Consider the following 15,986-nt stretch of genomic DNA (forward strand, 5'->3'; position numbering starts at 1 on the left):
AGCTAGCCCCAATCGGTTGATGCTGTCTCACCAAAATCTGTTTCCCCGGCGAAGGCCGGGGTCCAGTCCGACCGTATCAACTGGACCCCGGCCTTCGCCGGGGAACGCATCATTTAGATGCCAGCCAAACCTTATCTCTGTTCCCCGAACAGATGCTGGATCGGGTAATGATGCTTGATGAAGGGCGATTTGATCACGACATAGCTGAAATATTTCTCGATGCCGTAGTCGCTCTCCAGCATGCCTTCGATGATCGACTGATAATGGGCCACGCCGCGCGTTACGAATTTCAGCAGATAGTCGTAGCCACCACTGACAAGGTGACATTCAACGATCTCGTCCAGCTTGCGGATGCGCGTCTCGAACCGGGAAAAGTCGCCGGCGCGATGTTCGGTCAGCGTCACTTCGGTAAAGACGGTCAGATATTCGCCCAGCTTGTGCAGGTTGATGTGCGCACCATAGCCGGTGATGTAGCCAGCCTTTTCCAGCCGCTTCACCCGCGTCAGGCAGGGGCTGGGCGACAGGCCGACCGCGTCGGCCAATTCGACATTGGTGATGCGGCCTGATTGCTGAAGTTGCGTCAGGATCTTGAGGTCGATCCTGTCCAGTCTGGGTCCGCCCAACATCTGCCTTGCTCCCCGTCTCTTATCTCACCGCCGCACGAATATCGGCTTCTTCGAGCAGATCGTCCAGCGTCTTGGCGATGCGCGCGAATATCTCGTCCATCTCCGCGTCCGACGCGCACAGCGCCGGGGCCAGGCCGATGATATTGTCGGCAAAGGCGCGGAAAATGACGCCATTATCATAGGCTTTGGCGAACAACCGATCGGCCAGTTTCAGGGCGGGATCGAACCGCGCCTTGCTGCCCTTGTCCGTGACCAGCTCGATCGCGCCCAGCAAGCCGCGCCCGCGCGTGTCGCCAACCATGGGATGATCCATCAGGCCCGCCATGCCGGCGTCGAAGCGCGCGGCGACCTTTTGCCCGTTTGCCAATATCCCGCCCTCGGTATAGAGGCGCAGCACTTCCAGCCCCACGGCTGCGCTGACCGGATGGCCCGAATAGGTCGCGCCATGGCCGATCACCACTTCGGGCGCCGCGCCGTTGGCGATTCCCTGATAGATATGGTCTGACATCAGCACCGCGCCCATCGGCACATAGCCCGCAGTCAGGCCCTTGGCGACGGTCATCAGGTCGGGCGTCACATCCTCCGCTTCGCAAGCGAACATGGGACCGGTACGACCAAAGGCGGTGATGACCTCATCGGCGACCAGCAAGATGTCCAGTTCGTCGCAGGCCTGGCGCATCGCCTTCAGCCAGCCGACCGGCGGCACGATCACGCCGCCCGATCCCTGGATCGGCTCGCAGAAGAAGGCGGCGACATTGTCTGCGCCCAGCTCCGCCACCTTGTCCTTCAATTGCTGCACCGACCGGGCGATGATCGCTGCGTCGTCGCCCTCCAGATCGCTGCGATAGGGATAAGGCGACGCTATGTGATGCTGCCAGCGCAGCGGAAGGTCGAAACCGCGATGGAAATTCGCGAGCGCCGTCAGACCCGCACCGGTCGTGCTCGACCCGTGATAGCCGCGCTCCAATGCGATGCACTGCTTCTTTTCCGGTTTGCCGATCGCGTTGAAATAATGAGTGATGTAGCGGATGGCGCTGTCCACCGCGTCCGATCCGCCCAGCGTGAAATAGACATGATCAAGCCCTTCAGGGCTCAGGTCGACCAGCTTTTGCGCCAGCCGCACTGCCGGCTCGCTGCCGAAATGAAAATAGCCGGTGGCATAGGGCAGGCGGCGCATCTGCTCGGCCGCGACCTCGGCGATGCTGTCCTGGCCATAGCCGACATTGACGCACCACAGGCCGGCAAAGGCGTCCAGCAGTTCCTTGCCGTCCATGTCCTTCAGCCACATGCCCTTGCCGCTTTCCAGCAGCAGCGCGCCATGCGCCTCATGCCCGCGGAAGGAAGTGACGGGGTGGATCAGGTGGTCGCGGTCGATGTCCAGCAGGGAACGGTTGGATTGCAGCGTCATCAGGGGGCTCGCCATTGTGGTTCTGAACGCCAGCCTATCTGCATGCCGCAGTTGCAAAGCCTGATATGCGGCGATTGGCGACCCTGTCATTACATAATGGCGAAGGCGGACGGCATAATATGCCGCTGTCCTACTAAGAGACTTTTTGGTAGATGAAGAGAGGGCCGCCCTCATGGGACGGCCCTCCAATAGGCTTTTCGATAGGATCGGGCTAACGCAACATTATGTCCGATCCAGCGGGAAATGTGCGAAGTTAAGCGCGGTATTTCCTACTTCACGCCAGCGCGTCGGCAATCGCCTTGCCGCATTGTTCGGTATTGGCCTTGCCTTTGAGGTCGCCGGTGCGCAGCCCCGGCTGCGCCAGCACCGTTTCGACCGCGCGCATGATCGCAGCCGCGGCATCTGCTTCGCCCAGATGCTCCAGCATCATCGCTGCCGACCAGATCTGGCCGACCGGATTGGCGATACCCTTGCCCGCAATATCGGGCGCCGACCCATGGACCGGCTCGAACAGCGAGGGCGCGGTACGGTCCGGGTTGATGTTGCCCGACGGCGCGACACCGATCGTGCCGGTGCAGGCTGGGCCAAGGTCGGACAGGATATCGCCGAACAGGTTGGACGCGACCACCACGTCGAACCGATCGGGGTTCAGCACGAATTGGGCCGTCAAAATATCGATATGATATTTGTCATGGGTGACGGTCGGATAATTCTTCGCCATTTCCTCCACCCGCTCGTCCCACCAGGGCATGGTGATGGCGATCCCGTTGGACTTGGTTGCCGACGTGACATGCTTGCGATCCCGCGTTGCGGCCAACTCGAACGCATAGCGCAGCACGCGGTCGGTGCCGTGACGGGTCATCACCGTTTCCTGGATCACCACCTCGCGCGGCGTGCCGGGGAACATCTTGCCGCCGACCGAGCTATATTCGCCCTCGGTATTCTCGCGCACCACCCAGAAATCGATATCCCCCGGCTCGCGCCCGACCAGCGGGCAAGGCACGCCCGGCATCAGGCGGACGGGACGCAGATTGACATATTGATCATATTCTCGGCGGAACTGGAGCAGCGAACCCCAGAGCGAGATATGATCCGGCACCGTATCGGGCCAGCCGACCGCGCCGAAGAAAATGGCATCGGGATTGCCGATCTGCGCTTTCCAGTCATCCGGCATCATCTGGCCATGTTTGGCATAATAGTCGCAGCAGGCGAAATCCTGCCACGTCTGCTCGATGGTGAAGCCATAGAGGCTCGCCGCGCGCTCCAGCACGCGAATGCCTTCGGGCATGACCTCCTTGCCGATCCCGTCGCCGGGTATGACGGAGATGGCATAATTACGGTTGGTGGCGGACATAATCACTCCGTTCGCCCTCCCCTGTCGAAGGGCGCTTTTGTCTGAAGAAAAAGGGGCGGGACTTAGAGTTTCAGCCCCGCAATATGGAACGCCTTGGTTTCCAGATATTCCTCTATTCCGGCGTGGGCGCCTTCGCGGCCCAGGCCCGACATCTTGACCCCGCCGAAGGGTGCGACCTCCATGGCGATCGCGCCGCTGTTGAGCGCGACCATGCCGGCTTCCAGCCGCTCGGCCACGCGGAAGGCGCGGTGCAGATTTTCGGTGTAGAAATAGGCGGCCAGACCATAGCTGGTGGCGTTGGCCAACTCGATCCCTTCTTCCTCATGCGTAAAGCGGAACAGCGGCGCCACCGGGCCGAACGTCTCTTCCTCGGCCAGCCGCATGTTCCGCGTCGCCCCGGTCAGTATCACGGGCGTGGCGAACCGATCGCCTGCCGCTTCATTGGGCGCCTGCGCGAACAGGGTGGCGCCATGGGACAGCGCATCCTCGACATGCGCCTTCACCTTGTCGGCAGCGGCCGCATTGATCAGCGGTCCGATCGTGCTGCCCGGCACATCGCCCGGCGCGACCTTGAGCGCGCTGACGGCCTTGGCCAGCTTTTCGGCGAACTGGTCGTAGACGCCGTCCTGCACCAATATGCGGTTGGCGCAGACGCAGGTCTGGCCCGCGTTGCGGAACTTGCTGACCATGGCGCTGGCGACGGCAATGTCGACATCAGCGTCATCGAACACGATCAGCGGCGCATTGCCGCCCAGCTCGAAACTCACCCGCTTGATGGTATCTGCGCACTGCCGCATCAGGAGCGCACCGACGCGGGTCGACCCGGTGAAGGACAGCTTGCGCACCACGGGACTGGCCGTCAGAGCGCCGCCGATCGCAGTCGGCATGCCCGTAACGACATTGAACACGCCCGCCGGCACGCCCGCTTCCTCCGCCAGCTTCGCCAGCGCCAGCGCGCTAAAGGGCGTCATGTCGGAAGGCTTTACGACGACCGGACATCCTGCTGCCAAAGCAGGCGCGCATTTGCGCGTGATCATCGCCGCCGGGAAATTCCATGGCGTGATCGCGGCCGACACGCCGACCGGCTCCTTCATCACCAATATGCGGCGATTGGCTTCCGGCGCGGGGATGATGCCGCCATCGACGCGGCGGGCCTCTTCGGCAAACCATTTGACGAAGCTGGCAGCGTAGCGAATTTCGCCTTCGGCCTCCGCGATCGGTTTGCCCTGCTCCGCAGTCATGATCCGGCCAAGGTCGGCGACATTGTCCAGGATCAGCGCGTGCCAGCGCTCCAGCACGGCGGCGCGGTCGGCTGCCGTACGCGCCTTCCACGCCGGGAAAGCCGCTTCGGCCGCAGCAATGGCTGCCAGCGTGTCCGCCTCGCCACAATCGGGCACGGTGCCAATGATCGCGCCGGTCGCGGGATTGTCGACCGGCAGGGTCGCGCCCGACGTCGCGCCGACCCAGGCGCCGCCGATGAAGGCGCGTTCGATGAAGAGGGCGGAGTATTTGAGGCTGATGGTCATCCGAGCGCCTGTGTGGTCAGAGAGAAAGTAGTGATCGACGGATCGCTGGCGGGCGCGGGGCCGCGCACCATGCGCATCACCCGGCCGACGCAGGGCAGGCCAAGCTCGTCCAGCCAGGCGCCAAGGCCGCTTTCCTCCGGTATGTCCAGGCGGCAGAACATGCCGCTATTGGACCCCAGCCAGTGGGATATCAGCGCCCGTGCCCCGCCCGTATCCGGCGCGATGGTCGGGCCCACGACATAGCCCCGGCCGAAACGGCGGAATAAGGCGAAGCCCACCGGCTCGTTGCCACGGGTCAGCACCACACCCTGCGCGCCCGGAACCAGCGCGTCGAGCAGCGCGTCCCGATCCATGCCGGTGGCGCGGCGGGCGAGCGCATGCAGCGTCGGCATGTCCTTCGCACCCAGCGGCCGGACCCGCTCTTCCGGTATCAGTTCCGCCATCGGCACGGCGAAGGCTGCGCCCTGATGCTGGAATACGGGGCCGACGGGCTCGAACCCCAGCTTGCGGTAGAGCGGTACGCCCTCGTCCGTAGCGTTGAGCAGCACGGTGCGGTCGCCCAGCTCGGTCAGCACCGCTTCCATCAACTGGCGGCCAAGGCCCATGCCCTGCGCGCTGGGCGATACGATGACCATGCCCAGCGTCGCGGCATTGTCACCATAGAGCCAGGCCATGGCGGTACCGACCACCGCACCATCGCGTTCCACGACATAGCCAAAGCCAAGGCCGAACAGCATTTCCCAATCTTCGATCCGATGGGGCCATTTCTGTTCGCTCGATAGTATATGGGCGGCGGCCAGATCGTCGACGGTCATCCGTCGCAAGTCCACCATCGCCTCTATGCCTGTCGCCATGCGCTTGCTCCTTGGCGGGAAAGGAACGCCCGCCTGCCTTACTTTGGGAATCAGTGGTCGGACATTAGGAGGCCGCTCCAAGCATTGGCTGCTGCCTTCGCGCCGATTTTGGAAGATTATCGCGCACATTTTCCCGTGCAATTGCAACAAATGCCGCTGCGCACGCCTATTTTATCGGAATGCCCGTATGAAGGAGATTATGCCGTGACCGGTTTCAACCCCGATCAGATCAGCCTGCCCCATGCCAATAATTTCATCGGTGGGCGACGGGTCGCGGGTCGCGGTCCGGCCATCGTCGTGCGGCGGCCTTCCGACGGTCGGGTGCAGGCGGAACTGGACAGCGTCGATTCCGACCAGCTGACCGAAGCGGTCGAAAGCGCGCAGCGCGCCTACAGGACCAGCGGCTGGGCACAGAGCGATCCGCGCGCCCGGATGAAAGTGATGCGCCGCTGGGCCGACCTGATCGAAGCGGACGCGGCGACGCTCGCCCCGCTGGAGGCATTGGGTTCGACCCGCATGCTCAAGGAAATCAACGCCTGGGATTTGAGCTATACCGCCGAAACCATCCGCTTCTTCGCCGAATGGGCGGACAAGGTCGGTGGCGAAGTGGCCGCCACGACGCCCGACAAGCTGGGCCTGACCATCACCGAACCCTATGGCGTGGTCGCAGCGATTGCGCCGTGGAACCTGCCGCTGGTCATGGCCGGGTGGAAGATCGCGCCCGCCATCGCAGCGGGCAACAGCATCGTCCTCAAACCCTCCGAAATGACGCCGTTCAGCATCGTGCGCCTGGCCGAACTGGCGATCGAGGCAGGGTTGCCGGCCGGCATCTTCAACGTGGTGCAGGGCGACGGGCGCAGCGTCGGCGATCCGCTGGTCCGTCGTCCCGAAGTGGCCAAGGTCACCTTCACCGGATCGACCCGCACGGGCGCTGCCATCATGGCGGCCTGCGCGGAAACCGGGCCGAAGCCGGTGACGCTGGAACTGGGCGGGAAAAGCCCACAGATCATCTTTTCCGACGCCACGCTCGACAAGGCATCGGCCATCGTCGCGCGCGCCATCACGCTCAACGCCGGGCAGGTGTGCGTCGCGGGATCTCGGCTGCTGGTACAGGACAAGGTGGCCGATGAGGTGATCGATCGCATCACGGCTGCCTTCAATGCGCACAAGGCGGGGCCGACCTGGGCGGAGGATACGACGCTGGGGCCGATCATCTCCGATGGGCAGCTTGACCGGATGGACGGCATCGTCGGCCGCGCCATCGCGGCTGGCGCTGAAGTGCTGGCCGGTGGCGGCCGCGCCACCGCGCCGCAGGAGGGCAGCTATTTCGCGCCCACCCTGCTCGCCAATGTGGATCAGAAGAGCGAGGTCGTGCAGGGTGAAATCTTCGGCCCGGTGCTGACCATCCAGACTTTCGCCGATGAGGAGGAGGCCTACGCCCTCGCCAATGACAGCGACTATGGCTTGGCGGCCGGCGTCCATACCGGTGATGTAAGCCGCGCGTTGCGCGCCACCCGGTCGCTGGAGGCCGGCACCATCTGGGTCAATCGCTATGGTCGCAGCAACGACTTCATCCTGCCGACCGGCGGCTACAAACAGTCCGGTATCGGCAAAGATCTGGGCCGCGAAGCCTATATGGCGAACCTCAAGACCAAGGTGGCGCTGATCGAATTCTGATCGGGACGGTGCACGGCGCAGGCGATCATGCCAAGCCGTGCATCAATCATGCGCATCTTTGAGTTGGACCATATGCCCGGCTCCTTCCTATTCAGCATCTCGAACATCGGCAGGGACAGACAGTGCCGACGAGAGGAGATGCAAGGATATGAGCCATTTTAGCCCCGAAGATATGGCGCGCCAGCTCGGCCAGGGGCTGCTGTCCTTTCCGGTCACGCACTTCGATGCAGAGGGCGCATTTCAGGAAGGCCCCTATCGCGATCATTGCGGGTGGATGCTGGAACATGCGCTGACAGGCCTGTTCGCGGCCGGTGGCACCGGGGAGTTCTTCTCCCTGTCTCCTGACGAAGTGGCGCAGGTGGTCGGCGCGGCGGTGCGGGAAACCAATGGTCGCATCCCCGTCATTTCCGGCTGTGGTTATGGCACGGCGATCGCTACCGGCATCGCCCGCGATGCGGAAAAGGCAGGCGCAGACGGTCTGCTGCTGCTGCCACCCTATCTGATGCACGCCAAGCAGGAGGGGTTGGCCGCCCATATCGAGGCGGTCTGCCGCGCGACCGGCCTTGGCGTCATCGTCTATAATCGCGACAATGCGATCGTGAATGACGAGACGCTGGCACGCCTGTGCGACCGCAACCCCAATCTTATCGGCTTCAAGGACGGCGTGGGCGATATCGAATTGATGACCCGCATCTATGCGCGGATGGGCGATCGCCTGACCTATATCGGGGGTCTGCCCACGGCCGAAACCTTCGCCACCCCTTACCTCACCATGGGGGTCACGACCTACAGTTCCGCCATCTTCAACTTCATGCCGGACTGGGCGCTGCGCTTTTATGCCGCCGTCCGGGCGGGCGATCAGGCCTTTGTGATGGAGCAACTGCGCAATTTCGTGCTGCCCTATATCGCGTTGCGCGATCAGGGGCGCGGCTATGCCGTGTCCATCGTGAAGGCCGGCATGCGGATCATCGGCCGCGATGCCGGCCCGGTGCGCTCCCCGCTCACCGATCTGTCGGCTGAAGAAGAAGCGCAACTGCGTGTCCTGATCGAACGCGCAACTGCGTGACTAAGGCGACGGGCGCGGATAGTCTGGCATGATGTTCGAACTCAGCCAGCTCCGTTGCTTCGTCGCTGCCGCCGAAGAACTGCATTTCGGCCGGGCGGCCCAGCGGCTCAACATGACCCAGTCGCCGCTCAGCCGGCAGATCCAATTGCTGGAACGGATATTGGACGTGCAGCTGCTGGAGCGCACCAGTCGTCAGGTCAGCCTGACTCCGGCCGGCAGCGTCTTCCTGATCGAGGCGCGGCGGATCGTCCGGCTGGCCGACAGTGCGGCTCTGTCCGCCCGACGCGTGGCGAAGGGCGACGCGGGGCGCGTTGCCATCGGCTTCACGGCGGTATCGGGCTATAATATCGTGCCGCGCGTCGTGGCGCAGGCCGGTGCGGTACTGCCCAATATAGAGCTGGAATTGCGGGAAATGGTGTCGGGCGATCAGGTCGACGCGCTGCTCACCGGTCTGGTGGATATCGGTTTCGTCCGCCCGCCGGTGAACCGTCATGAATTTGACAGCGCCTGCGTGCTGCACGAACCCTTGTTCGTCGCGCTGCCGCCCGGCGATCCGCGCAAGGCGATGGCGGCGCTGACGCCGGCCGATTTCGATGGCCAGCCGCTCATCATGTATTCGCGGCAGGGCGCGGCCTATTTCCACAATATGCTGGAGCATCTGTTCAATGAGGTTGCGGCGGCGCCCCTCTATGTGCAGCATGTCACTCAGATCCATTCGATGCTGGGCCTCGTCCATGCCGGCGTCGCGCCGGCTATCGTGCCCGAAAGCGCCACCGGTCTGCATATGAGCGACGTGCATTTCCGGCGATTGATGACGCCGCAGGAAAAGCCGGTGGAACTGCACATGGCCTGGCGCCGCGACAATGCCAATCCGGCGCTGCCCGCCATGCGGCAGCTCTGCACGGAAATGACGGCGTGATCGACATGGGCCGCCGCACCCTGCTGGCCGGGATGGCGGCGGCCCCGATCGCCGCGTCAGCCCGAACCCGCTCCAGCCCAATCGCGACGACCCATTATGGAAAGGTCCAGGGCACGATCGAAAAGGACGTGCTCGTCTTTCGCGCAATCCGCTATGGCGCAGATACGGCCACGACCCGCTTCCGTCGCGCCGATCCGCCCAGGCCATGGACGGGGATAGCCAACGCGACCGGCTATGGCTCAGCCGCGCCCCAGACCAAAGCGACCGAGGCGACGTCCGAAGACTGCCTGTTCCTCAATGTCTGGACGCCGGCGCTGGATGCCGGGCGCCGGCCGGTGATGGTCTATCTCCATGGCGGCGCCCACGCCCATGGGTCGGGCAGCGATCCGCTTTATGACGGCGGCAATCTGGTCCGACGCGGCGATGTGGTGGTGGTGACGCTGAACCACCGGCTGGCGGCCATGGGCTATGCCTATCTGGCGGGGCTTGGTGGGCCGGCGGAATCGGGCAATGTCGGCAATCTGGACATCATCTTGGCGCTGACATGGGTGCGCGACAATATCGCCCGGTTCGGCGGCAACCCGGACCGCGTGATGATATTCGGCCAGTCGGGCGGCGGCGCGAAAGTGGTGACGCTGATGGCGATGGCGGAGGCGCGTCCGCTCTTCCATGCTGCAGCTACGATGAGTGGCCAGCATGTCACCGCCGCCGGACCGATGCACGCTACCCGCCGGGCGAAGGCGTGGATGGAAAAGGCTGGCGCACCCGATATTGCGACGTTGATGCGGCTGCCGATCGAACGGCTGGTCGAGGCGATGGCGATGACCGATCCGTTGGAAGGCAAGGGTGAAATCAGCTTCACTTCCACGCTGGATCATGGCGTGCTCGCCCGTCATCCCTTCTTCCCCGACGCCCCGCGGGAAGCAGCGCATATCCCTTTGATCGTCGGCAACACCCATGACGAAACCGCGCTGTGGATCGAAAAGATGCTGCGCGCGGGTGACACGACATGGGATAATCTGCCTGACCGGCTGGCGCGCGAAACGGTCAAGGATCTGGCACCCGATCATGTCATCCGCCGCTATCGCCAACTCTATCCCGATCGCAGTCCAGGGCAGATATTATTGGCGGCGACGACGGCGGGCCGATCCTGGCCGGGGCATCTGATCCAGGCGGAGGAGCGCGCGCGCATCGATGCCCCGACCTGGATGTATCAGCTCGACTTTCCCTGTCCCGAAGCGGGCGGGATATTGGGGGCGTTCCACACGCTGGATATCCCGCTGGTGTTCGACAATGTCGATGCGGCGGGATCGCGTACCGGTACCAGCCCCGATGCGCGGCGGCTGGCGGGGCAGATGGCGGACAGTTTCATCGCATTCGCGCGGACCGGCAACCCGAACCATCGCGCCATTGCCGACTGGCCACAATTTGATCTCGATACGCGGCCGACGATGATCTTCGACCGTCAGGTCGCCATCGAAAACGACCCGCGTCGCGAAGAGCGGCTGCTCTTCGCGACGGTGCCTTATATCAAGCCAGGCGGTTAGATTTCCTCGGGCCAATAAAGGCGCATCGGATTGTCGATCAGCAGCTTGCGTTGCAATTCGACGGTGGGCGCAATGCGCGGGATGATATCGACCAGATGGCCGTCGTCCGGGATATTGTCCTGCATGTTCGGGTGCGGCCAGTCGGTGCCCCACAGGACGCGATCCTGATAGTCTGCGACGAGTGGCGCGACCGCATCGGCAAAGGCGTTCCAGGGATCACCCGTTGGGTCGAGGCGGTCGGGGCAGGTCGCCTTGAACCAGATGTCATCGCGGCTTTCCAAGAAGGCGCGGAAGGCCTTCATGTCGGCGCCGTCCGGCCCCTGGGTCACATCGGGGCGGCCCATATGGTCGATCACCAGAGGGACGGGGATCGCATCCAAGAAGGGACGCAATTCTTCCAATATGTCGGCCTCGAAATAGATGACGACATGCCAGCCGGCGGGCAGGCGCTTGGCGACATCCAGAAACTTGTCCTTGGGCGCGTCGTCGACCAGGCGTTTCAGAAAATTGAAGCGAATGCCGCGAATGCCGCCATCATGCAGGGCGGCAAGATCGGAGTCCGAAATGGCAGGATCGACCACGGCGACGCCGCGCGCCTTGCCATTCGACCTGGCGATGGCGTCCAATGTCGCGGCATTGTCCGTGCCGTGGCAGCTGGCCTGCACGATCACATTGCGAGCGAAACCCAGATGATCGCGCAGGGCGAACAGCTTGTCCGGACCGGCATCCTCCGGCAGATATTTCGCCTTCGCGCTGAAGGGGAAATCCGCCATCGGCCCGAACACATGGCAATGGGCGTCGATCGCGCCGGCGGGTGGCGTATAGAGCGGTTTGGACGGATTGCCGTGCCAAGACGTGATACGAGACATATCCCAAAACTCCGTTCGGGCTGAGCCTGTCGAAGCCCGGCCCTTTTTTTCAGAAGAACGGCCCTTCGACAAGCTCGGGGCGAACGGTTCTCAATGGCTGGATCAGGAAAAGACCACGCCATCCATCAACTTGCGGGCGGTGCGCAGCATGGCCGCGCTGATGACCGTGCCGCTATCATCCAGTTCCATGACGCAGGTCGTTTCGCCGGTCGGATGTTCGACCGAGAGCGTCTTTCGGTTGCCATCGGGGATCGACGCGACTTCGGCCGCCGGCGATCCTTCGATCAGACAGGCCGTCGCCACGCTGACCGCGCCCAGCACGCCGATCGACGCATGGGCACGATGGGGGATGAAACTGCGCACCGTGACCGCGCCGCCGTCGCGCGGCGGGGCGACCAGCATCATCTTGGGCACGGACTTGTCCGTGACGTCGCCCAGATCCATCCGCTCGCCGACGGCCAGACGGATGGCTTCGATCCGGGCCTTCAACGCCGTGTCATTGTCCAGCGTCTCGCGATCTTCATAGCCGGTGACGCCGACATCCTGCGCCTTCATCACGACGCAGGGCATGCCATTGTCGATCAGGGTGACGCGCACGCCCTCCACCTCGTCAAAGGCATTGCCGGTAGGGAGTAGTGCGCCGCAGGAGGAGCCGGCCGTATCGCGAAACTCCAACGGGATGGGCGCAGCGCTGCCGGGGACGCCGTCGATTTTGGCGTCGCCGTCATAGCGGACCGTGCCGTTGGGCGTCCGTACCGTGGCGATTGCGATCTGCCCGGTATTTTCCATGAAGATGGCGACCGAAGTCTCACCGTCCTGCGCGGCGACAAGGCCGCGCTCGATGGCGAAGGGACCGATGCCGGCCAGGATATTGCCGCAATTCTGCGCGTCGGTAACGACAGCCTTGTCCACGAAGACCTGAAGGAAGAGGTAGTCGACATCGACTCCATCCCGCTCCGATTTCTTGACGACGGCGACCTTGCTGGTCAGCGGGTCGGCGCCGCCCATGCCGTCAATCTGGCGCGGATCGGGCGAGCCCATGACGCGGAGGAGGAAAGCATCGCGGTCGCTGGTGTCGGCAGGCAGGTCTTCGGCCAGGAAATAGCCGCCCTTAGACGTGCCGCCGCGCATCCACATAACACGGGCGCTGGTCTGGCTGTCAGACATATTTCAGGCCCATTTCTTCCAGGCGCGGGCGCATATTGTAGATGTCGAGACCAAGTTCGCCGGCGGCGAGGCGGACGCGCTTGGCTTCTTCGGCGGCTTCGCGGGCCTGTGCCTTCTCCAGCACGGACGCGGCGTCGGCGCGCGGCACGATGCATACGCCGTCATCGTCGGCAACAATGACATCGCCCGGATTGACCAGCGCATTGGCGCAGATGACGGGGATATTGACGCTGCCCAGCGTATTCTTGACCGTGCCCTGCGCATGCACGGCCTTCGACCAGACCGGGAAGTTCATCTGCGTGAGGTCACGTACGTCGCGGACCCCTGCATCGATGATAAGGCCACGGCAGCCGCGCGCCTGCGCCGAAGTGGCCAGCAGATCGCCGAAATAGCCGTCCGTGCAGGGGCTGGTCGGGGCGAGCAGAAGGATGTCGCCTTCCTGCAACTGCTCGATCGCGACATGGACCATCCAGTTGTCGCCCGGCGCGGCCGAAATGGTGACGGCGCTGCCGGCGATGCGGGCGCCGCTGTAGATCGGGCGCATATAGGGAGCGAGCAGACCGGTGCGGCCCTGCGCTTCATGGACCGTGGCGACGCCGGCCTTGGCAAGGCCGTCTATGACGGAGAGGTCCGCCCGCTGGATATTCTGGACGACGATGTTGGACATGGACCGGTTCCTTCTCCCAAGATGGACAGCGACATGGACAGTTGCTGCGGGATGCTCAAATCCGAACTGGCGCGATGCCATTAAATTTTGATAATCATCAAATATGGAACCCGATCAGTTCAATATCCGTCACCTCGCCGCCATGGCCGCCGTGGTCGATCAGGGCAGCGTCAGCCTGGCCGCGCGCGCGGTCAACCTGACGCAGCCGGCGGTAACGCAGGGTATCGCCAAGCTGGAGGCGCAACTGGGCGTAAAGCTGTTCGACCGGCAGCCGGGCGGCATGGCAGCGCTGGAGGCGGCGCAGCGGTTGAAACCCCGGATCGACGTGGCGTTGCGGCTGATTGGCAGCAATCGGGTGACGGCGGCGCAGGTGCGGGCGTTCGTGGCGCTGGCGCGAGCGGGCAGCTATGCGGCGGCGGCGGCGGCGACCGGCGTGGCGGAACCCTCGCTGCATCGCGCGGTCGGCGATCTGGGGCTGGCGGTCGGCAGCAGGCTGGTCGATCGACGGGGCAGGGGGGTGATGCTGACCAAGCCGGGCATGGCTCTCGCGCAGCGATTGCGGTTGGCGCTCGCGGAATTGCGGCAGGGACTGGCGGATCTGGCCGACCTGAAGGGGGAAGAGGGCGGGCGGATATTGGTGGGCGCGATGCCGCTGTCGCGCGCGCGACTGTTGCCGGACGCGATCATGCGGTTTCGGGCCGATTTTCCGCAGGTCGACATCAGCGTGGCCGAAGGCGCGCATGCCGAATTGGTGGGGCCGCTCAGGGACGGCGAAATCGACATGATGATCGGCGCACTGCGCGATCCGGCGATGGCGCTGGACCTGGAGCAGCGCGCGCTTTTCGAGGATCGTCCGACCATCCTGGCGCGGCACGGCCATCCGTTGACGGCGGGCTGGGATGCCGATGCGCTGCGCCGTTTTCCGTGGATATTGCCACCGGAAGGCACGCCGTTGCGGCAATTGTGGAAGGCGATGTTCGCTGAACTGGGTGGCGATATGCCCGCGGTGCCGATCGAATGCGGATCGGTGATGACGATTCGGCAATTGCTGGTGAGCGGGGATTATCTGACGTTGCTCTCCTACGATCAATTGGCGCTGGAGCTGGACGCGGGGTTGCTGGCGGATATCGGTCCGGCGCCTGGCGCGATCAGCCGGACCATCGGCCTGACCACCCGCGCCGACTGGCGACCGACCCGCCTGCAGCGGCAGTTCATGACGGCGGTAGAGGCTTCCGTCGGAGAGATGACTTCGTAAATTCTTATGATGCCGTGTCGGATTCGATTGGCGGCTTCCGGTCCGATGGGTCATCGATCGTCACCATGGAGCAGGTAATTGGTCTGATCGGATTTGGCGAAGCAGGGTCCACCTTTGCAAGGGCAGGGGACTGGGCGGCGGCTGCGCACATATTCGATGTAAAGACGGACGATGCCGCTACGCGGGACGCGATGCTGGCTCGTTATGTCGAAGCCGGCGTTCCGGCGGCTGACAATCTGGCAGATGCGCTGAACGGCGTATCGCTGATAATGTCACTGGTGACGGCGGATCAGGCTCTGGCCGTGGCGCAGGCGGCTGCGCCACTGATCGCGCCTGGAGCGCTTTATTGCGACCTCAACAGCGTTGCGCCGCAGACCAAGCTGGCAGCGGCGCAGGCGATCGAGGCGGCCGGCGGCTATTATGTCGATGTGGCGGTGATGGCGCCGGTCGATCCGGCGCGGTTGAATGTACCGCTGCTGCTGAGTGGGGCACGGGCTGGTGAGGCCGAAGGGCGGTTGCAGGCGCTGGGCTTTGCCAAGACCCGGGTGGTGGGTGAGGCTGTCGGTCGGGCGTCGTCGATCAAGATGATCCGATCGGTGATGATCAAAGGGATCGAGGCGTTGACCGCCGAATGCGTGCTGGCGGCCAGCGCGGCGGACGTGCTGGACGAGGTGCTGGCCTCGCTGGATGCGAGCGAGCGGCCAAGGCCATGGGATGTCCGGGCGGATTATAATCTCGACCGGATGCTGGTGCATGGGCTGCGCCGCGCCGCCGAGATGGAGGAAGTCGTCAAGACGCTGGAGGGCCTTGGCACCGGCGCGGCGATGACGCGCGGCACGGTGGAGCGGCAGCGGGCGATCGGTGCGCTGGGCGTGAAGGTGCCGCCGGAAGGGCTGGGCGCGAAGATGGATGCGATTGTGAATCGTAAAGTCGAAGAATTTTCTCTTCGTCATTCGCCCGAAGGCGGGAAGCCAGCTCCGGCCTTCGCTATCGTGGAATCGTTGGGACATGGATCCCCGCCTTCGCGGGAATGACGGGATTTTTCTGGGCG

Annotated in this window: 14 protein-coding genes; 6 read left to right on the plus strand and 8 right to left on the minus strand. The window is 63.9% G+C overall.

The window, feature by feature from the left end; genetic code table 11:
• Positions 1–131: 131 nt before the first annotated feature.
• The 5 genes from F4U94_RS14510 to F4U94_RS14530 all read right to left on the minus strand — a co-directional run bounded on the left by F4U94_RS14510 (position 132) and on the right by F4U94_RS14530 (position 5,768).
• Positions 132–626 carry an Lrp/AsnC family transcriptional regulator gene (locus F4U94_RS14510; protein ID WP_066855158.1) on the minus strand — a complete coding sequence of 165 codons (495 nt, stop codon included), beginning with the start codon at positions 624–626 and terminating at the stop codon, positions 132–134.
• A gap of 19 nt (positions 627–645) precedes the next feature.
• Positions 646–2,049, minus strand: coding sequence for an aspartate aminotransferase family protein (locus tag F4U94_RS14515; RefSeq protein WP_246171634.1), 1,404 nt, complete (start codon positions 2,047–2,049; stop codon positions 646–648).
• Between the two features lie 259 nt (positions 2,050–2,308).
• A complete protein-coding gene (locus F4U94_RS14520; protein ID WP_120253412.1) occupies positions 2,309–3,388 on the minus strand; it encodes a tartrate dehydrogenase in 1,080 nt (359 codons plus the stop codon).
• Positions 3,389–3,450: 62 nt separating this feature from the next.
• Entirely contained in the window at positions 3,451–4,914 is a 1,464-nt protein-coding gene (locus F4U94_RS14525) for an NAD-dependent succinate-semialdehyde dehydrogenase (RefSeq protein ID WP_120253411.1), read from the minus strand.
• Positions 4,911–5,768, minus strand: coding sequence for a GNAT family N-acetyltransferase (locus tag F4U94_RS14530; RefSeq protein WP_120253410.1), 858 nt, complete (start codon positions 5,766–5,768; stop codon positions 4,911–4,913). Before F4U94_RS14530 ends, F4U94_RS14525 begins: the two co-directional genes overlap by 4 nt.
• A gap of 204 nt (positions 5,769–5,972) precedes the next feature.
• On the opposite strand from F4U94_RS14530, the gene F4U94_RS14535 reads away from it, so the two are divergent.
• The 4 genes from F4U94_RS14535 (at position 5,973) to F4U94_RS14550 (ending at position 10,977) form a co-directional block, all read left to right on the plus strand.
• A complete protein-coding gene (locus tag F4U94_RS14535; protein WP_172598888.1) occupies positions 5,973–7,445 on the plus strand; it encodes an aldehyde dehydrogenase family protein in 1,473 nt (490 codons plus the stop codon).
• A gap of 148 nt (positions 7,446–7,593) precedes the next feature.
• On the plus strand, positions 7,594–8,511 hold the full coding sequence (kdgD, locus tag F4U94_RS14540) for a 5-dehydro-4-deoxyglucarate dehydratase (protein WP_120253409.1): 918 nt from the start codon (positions 7,594–7,596) through the stop codon (positions 8,509–8,511).
• A gap of 28 nt (positions 8,512–8,539) precedes the next feature.
• Entirely contained in the window at positions 8,540–9,430 is an 891-nt protein-coding gene (locus tag F4U94_RS14545) for a LysR family transcriptional regulator (RefSeq protein WP_120253408.1), read from the plus strand.
• 5 nt (positions 9,431–9,435) lie between these two features.
• Positions 9,436–10,977: a carboxylesterase/lipase family protein gene (locus F4U94_RS14550; protein WP_170267503.1), complete on the plus strand. Its 1,542-nt coding sequence runs from the start codon at positions 9,436–9,438 to the stop codon at positions 10,975–10,977.
• On the opposite strand, the gene F4U94_RS14555 is transcribed toward F4U94_RS14550, so the two are convergent.
• The 3 genes from F4U94_RS14555 to ligK form a co-directional block, all read right to left on the minus strand.
• Positions 10,974–11,846 (minus strand): amidohydrolase family protein, encoded by an 873-nt coding sequence (locus F4U94_RS14555; RefSeq protein WP_120253406.1) that lies wholly within the window; start codon positions 11,844–11,846, stop codon positions 10,974–10,976. The two genes, F4U94_RS14550 and F4U94_RS14555, sit on opposite strands and share 4 nt — an antisense overlap.
• Before the next feature lie 102 nt (positions 11,847–11,948).
• Positions 11,949–13,013, minus strand: a complete 1,065-nt coding sequence (locus tag F4U94_RS14560) for a 4-oxalomesaconate tautomerase (protein ID WP_120253405.1) — start codon at positions 13,011–13,013, stop codon at positions 11,949–11,951.
• Positions 13,006–13,680, minus strand: coding sequence for a 4-carboxy-4-hydroxy-2-oxoadipate aldolase/oxaloacetate decarboxylase (gene ligK, locus F4U94_RS14565; protein WP_120253404.1), 675 nt, complete (start codon positions 13,678–13,680; stop codon positions 13,006–13,008). Before ligK ends, F4U94_RS14560 begins: the two co-directional genes overlap by 8 nt.
• Positions 13,681–13,783: 103 nt before the next feature.
• Here ligK and F4U94_RS14570 point away from each other — a divergent pair, with 103 nt between their 5' ends.
• Entirely contained in the window at positions 13,784–14,935 is a 1,152-nt protein-coding gene (locus F4U94_RS14570; RefSeq protein ID WP_120253403.1) for a LysR substrate-binding domain-containing protein, read from the plus strand.
• 65 nt (positions 14,936–15,000) lie between these two features.
• Positions 15,001–15,969 carry an NAD(P)-dependent oxidoreductase gene (locus tag F4U94_RS14575; protein WP_120253620.1) on the plus strand — a complete coding sequence of 323 codons (969 nt, stop codon included), beginning with the start codon at positions 15,001–15,003 and terminating at the stop codon, positions 15,967–15,969.
• The last annotated feature ends 17 nt before the right edge of the window (positions 15,970–15,986 follow it).

The organism is Sphingobium limneticum (assembly GCF_008710155.1).
GTDB lineage: Bacteria > Pseudomonadota > Alphaproteobacteria > Sphingomonadales > Sphingomonadaceae > Sphingobium > Sphingobium limneticum.

Bases quoted from the DNA above. Each gene is read 5' to 3' on its own strand.
- F4U94_RS14510 (WP_066855158.1), bottom strand. From the start codon at position 626: ATGTTGGGCGGACCCAGACTGGACAGGATCGACCTCAAGATCCTGACG.
- F4U94_RS14560 (WP_120253405.1), bottom strand. From the start codon at position 13,013: ATGTCTGACAGCCAGACCAGCGCCCGTGTTATGTGGATGCGCGGCGGC.
- F4U94_RS14555 (WP_120253406.1), bottom strand. From the start codon at position 11,846: ATGTCTCGTATCACGTCTTGGCACGGCAATCCGTCCAAACCGCTCTAT.
- F4U94_RS14530 (WP_120253410.1), bottom strand. From the start codon at position 5,768: ATGGCGACAGGCATAGAGGCGATGGTGGACTTGCGACGGATGACCGTC.
- F4U94_RS14515 (WP_246171634.1), bottom strand. From the start codon at position 2,049: ATGGCGAGCCCCCTGATGACGCTGCAATCCAACCGTTCCCTGCTGGAC.
- F4U94_RS14550 (WP_170267503.1), top strand. From the start codon at position 9,436: ATGGGCCGCCGCACCCTGCTGGCCGGGATGGCGGCGGCCCCGATCGCC.
- F4U94_RS14520 (WP_120253412.1), bottom strand. From the start codon at position 3,388: ATGTCCGCCACCAACCGTAATTATGCCATCTCCGTCATACCCGGCGAC.
- F4U94_RS14525 (WP_120253411.1), bottom strand. From the start codon at position 4,914: ATGACCATCAGCCTCAAATACTCCGCCCTCTTCATCGAACGCGCCTTC.
- F4U94_RS14570 (WP_120253403.1), top strand. From the start codon at position 13,784: ATGGAACCCGATCAGTTCAATATCCGTCACCTCGCCGCCATGGCCGCC.
- ligK (WP_120253404.1), bottom strand. From the start codon at position 13,680: ATGTCCAACATCGTCGTCCAGAATATCCAGCGGGCGGACCTCTCCGTC.
- F4U94_RS14575 (WP_120253620.1), top strand. From the start codon at position 15,001: ATGGAGCAGGTAATTGGTCTGATCGGATTTGGCGAAGCAGGGTCCACC.
- kdgD (WP_120253409.1), top strand. From the start codon at position 7,594: ATGAGCCATTTTAGCCCCGAAGATATGGCGCGCCAGCTCGGCCAGGGG.
- F4U94_RS14545 (WP_120253408.1), top strand. From the start codon at position 8,540: ATGATGTTCGAACTCAGCCAGCTCCGTTGCTTCGTCGCTGCCGCCGAA.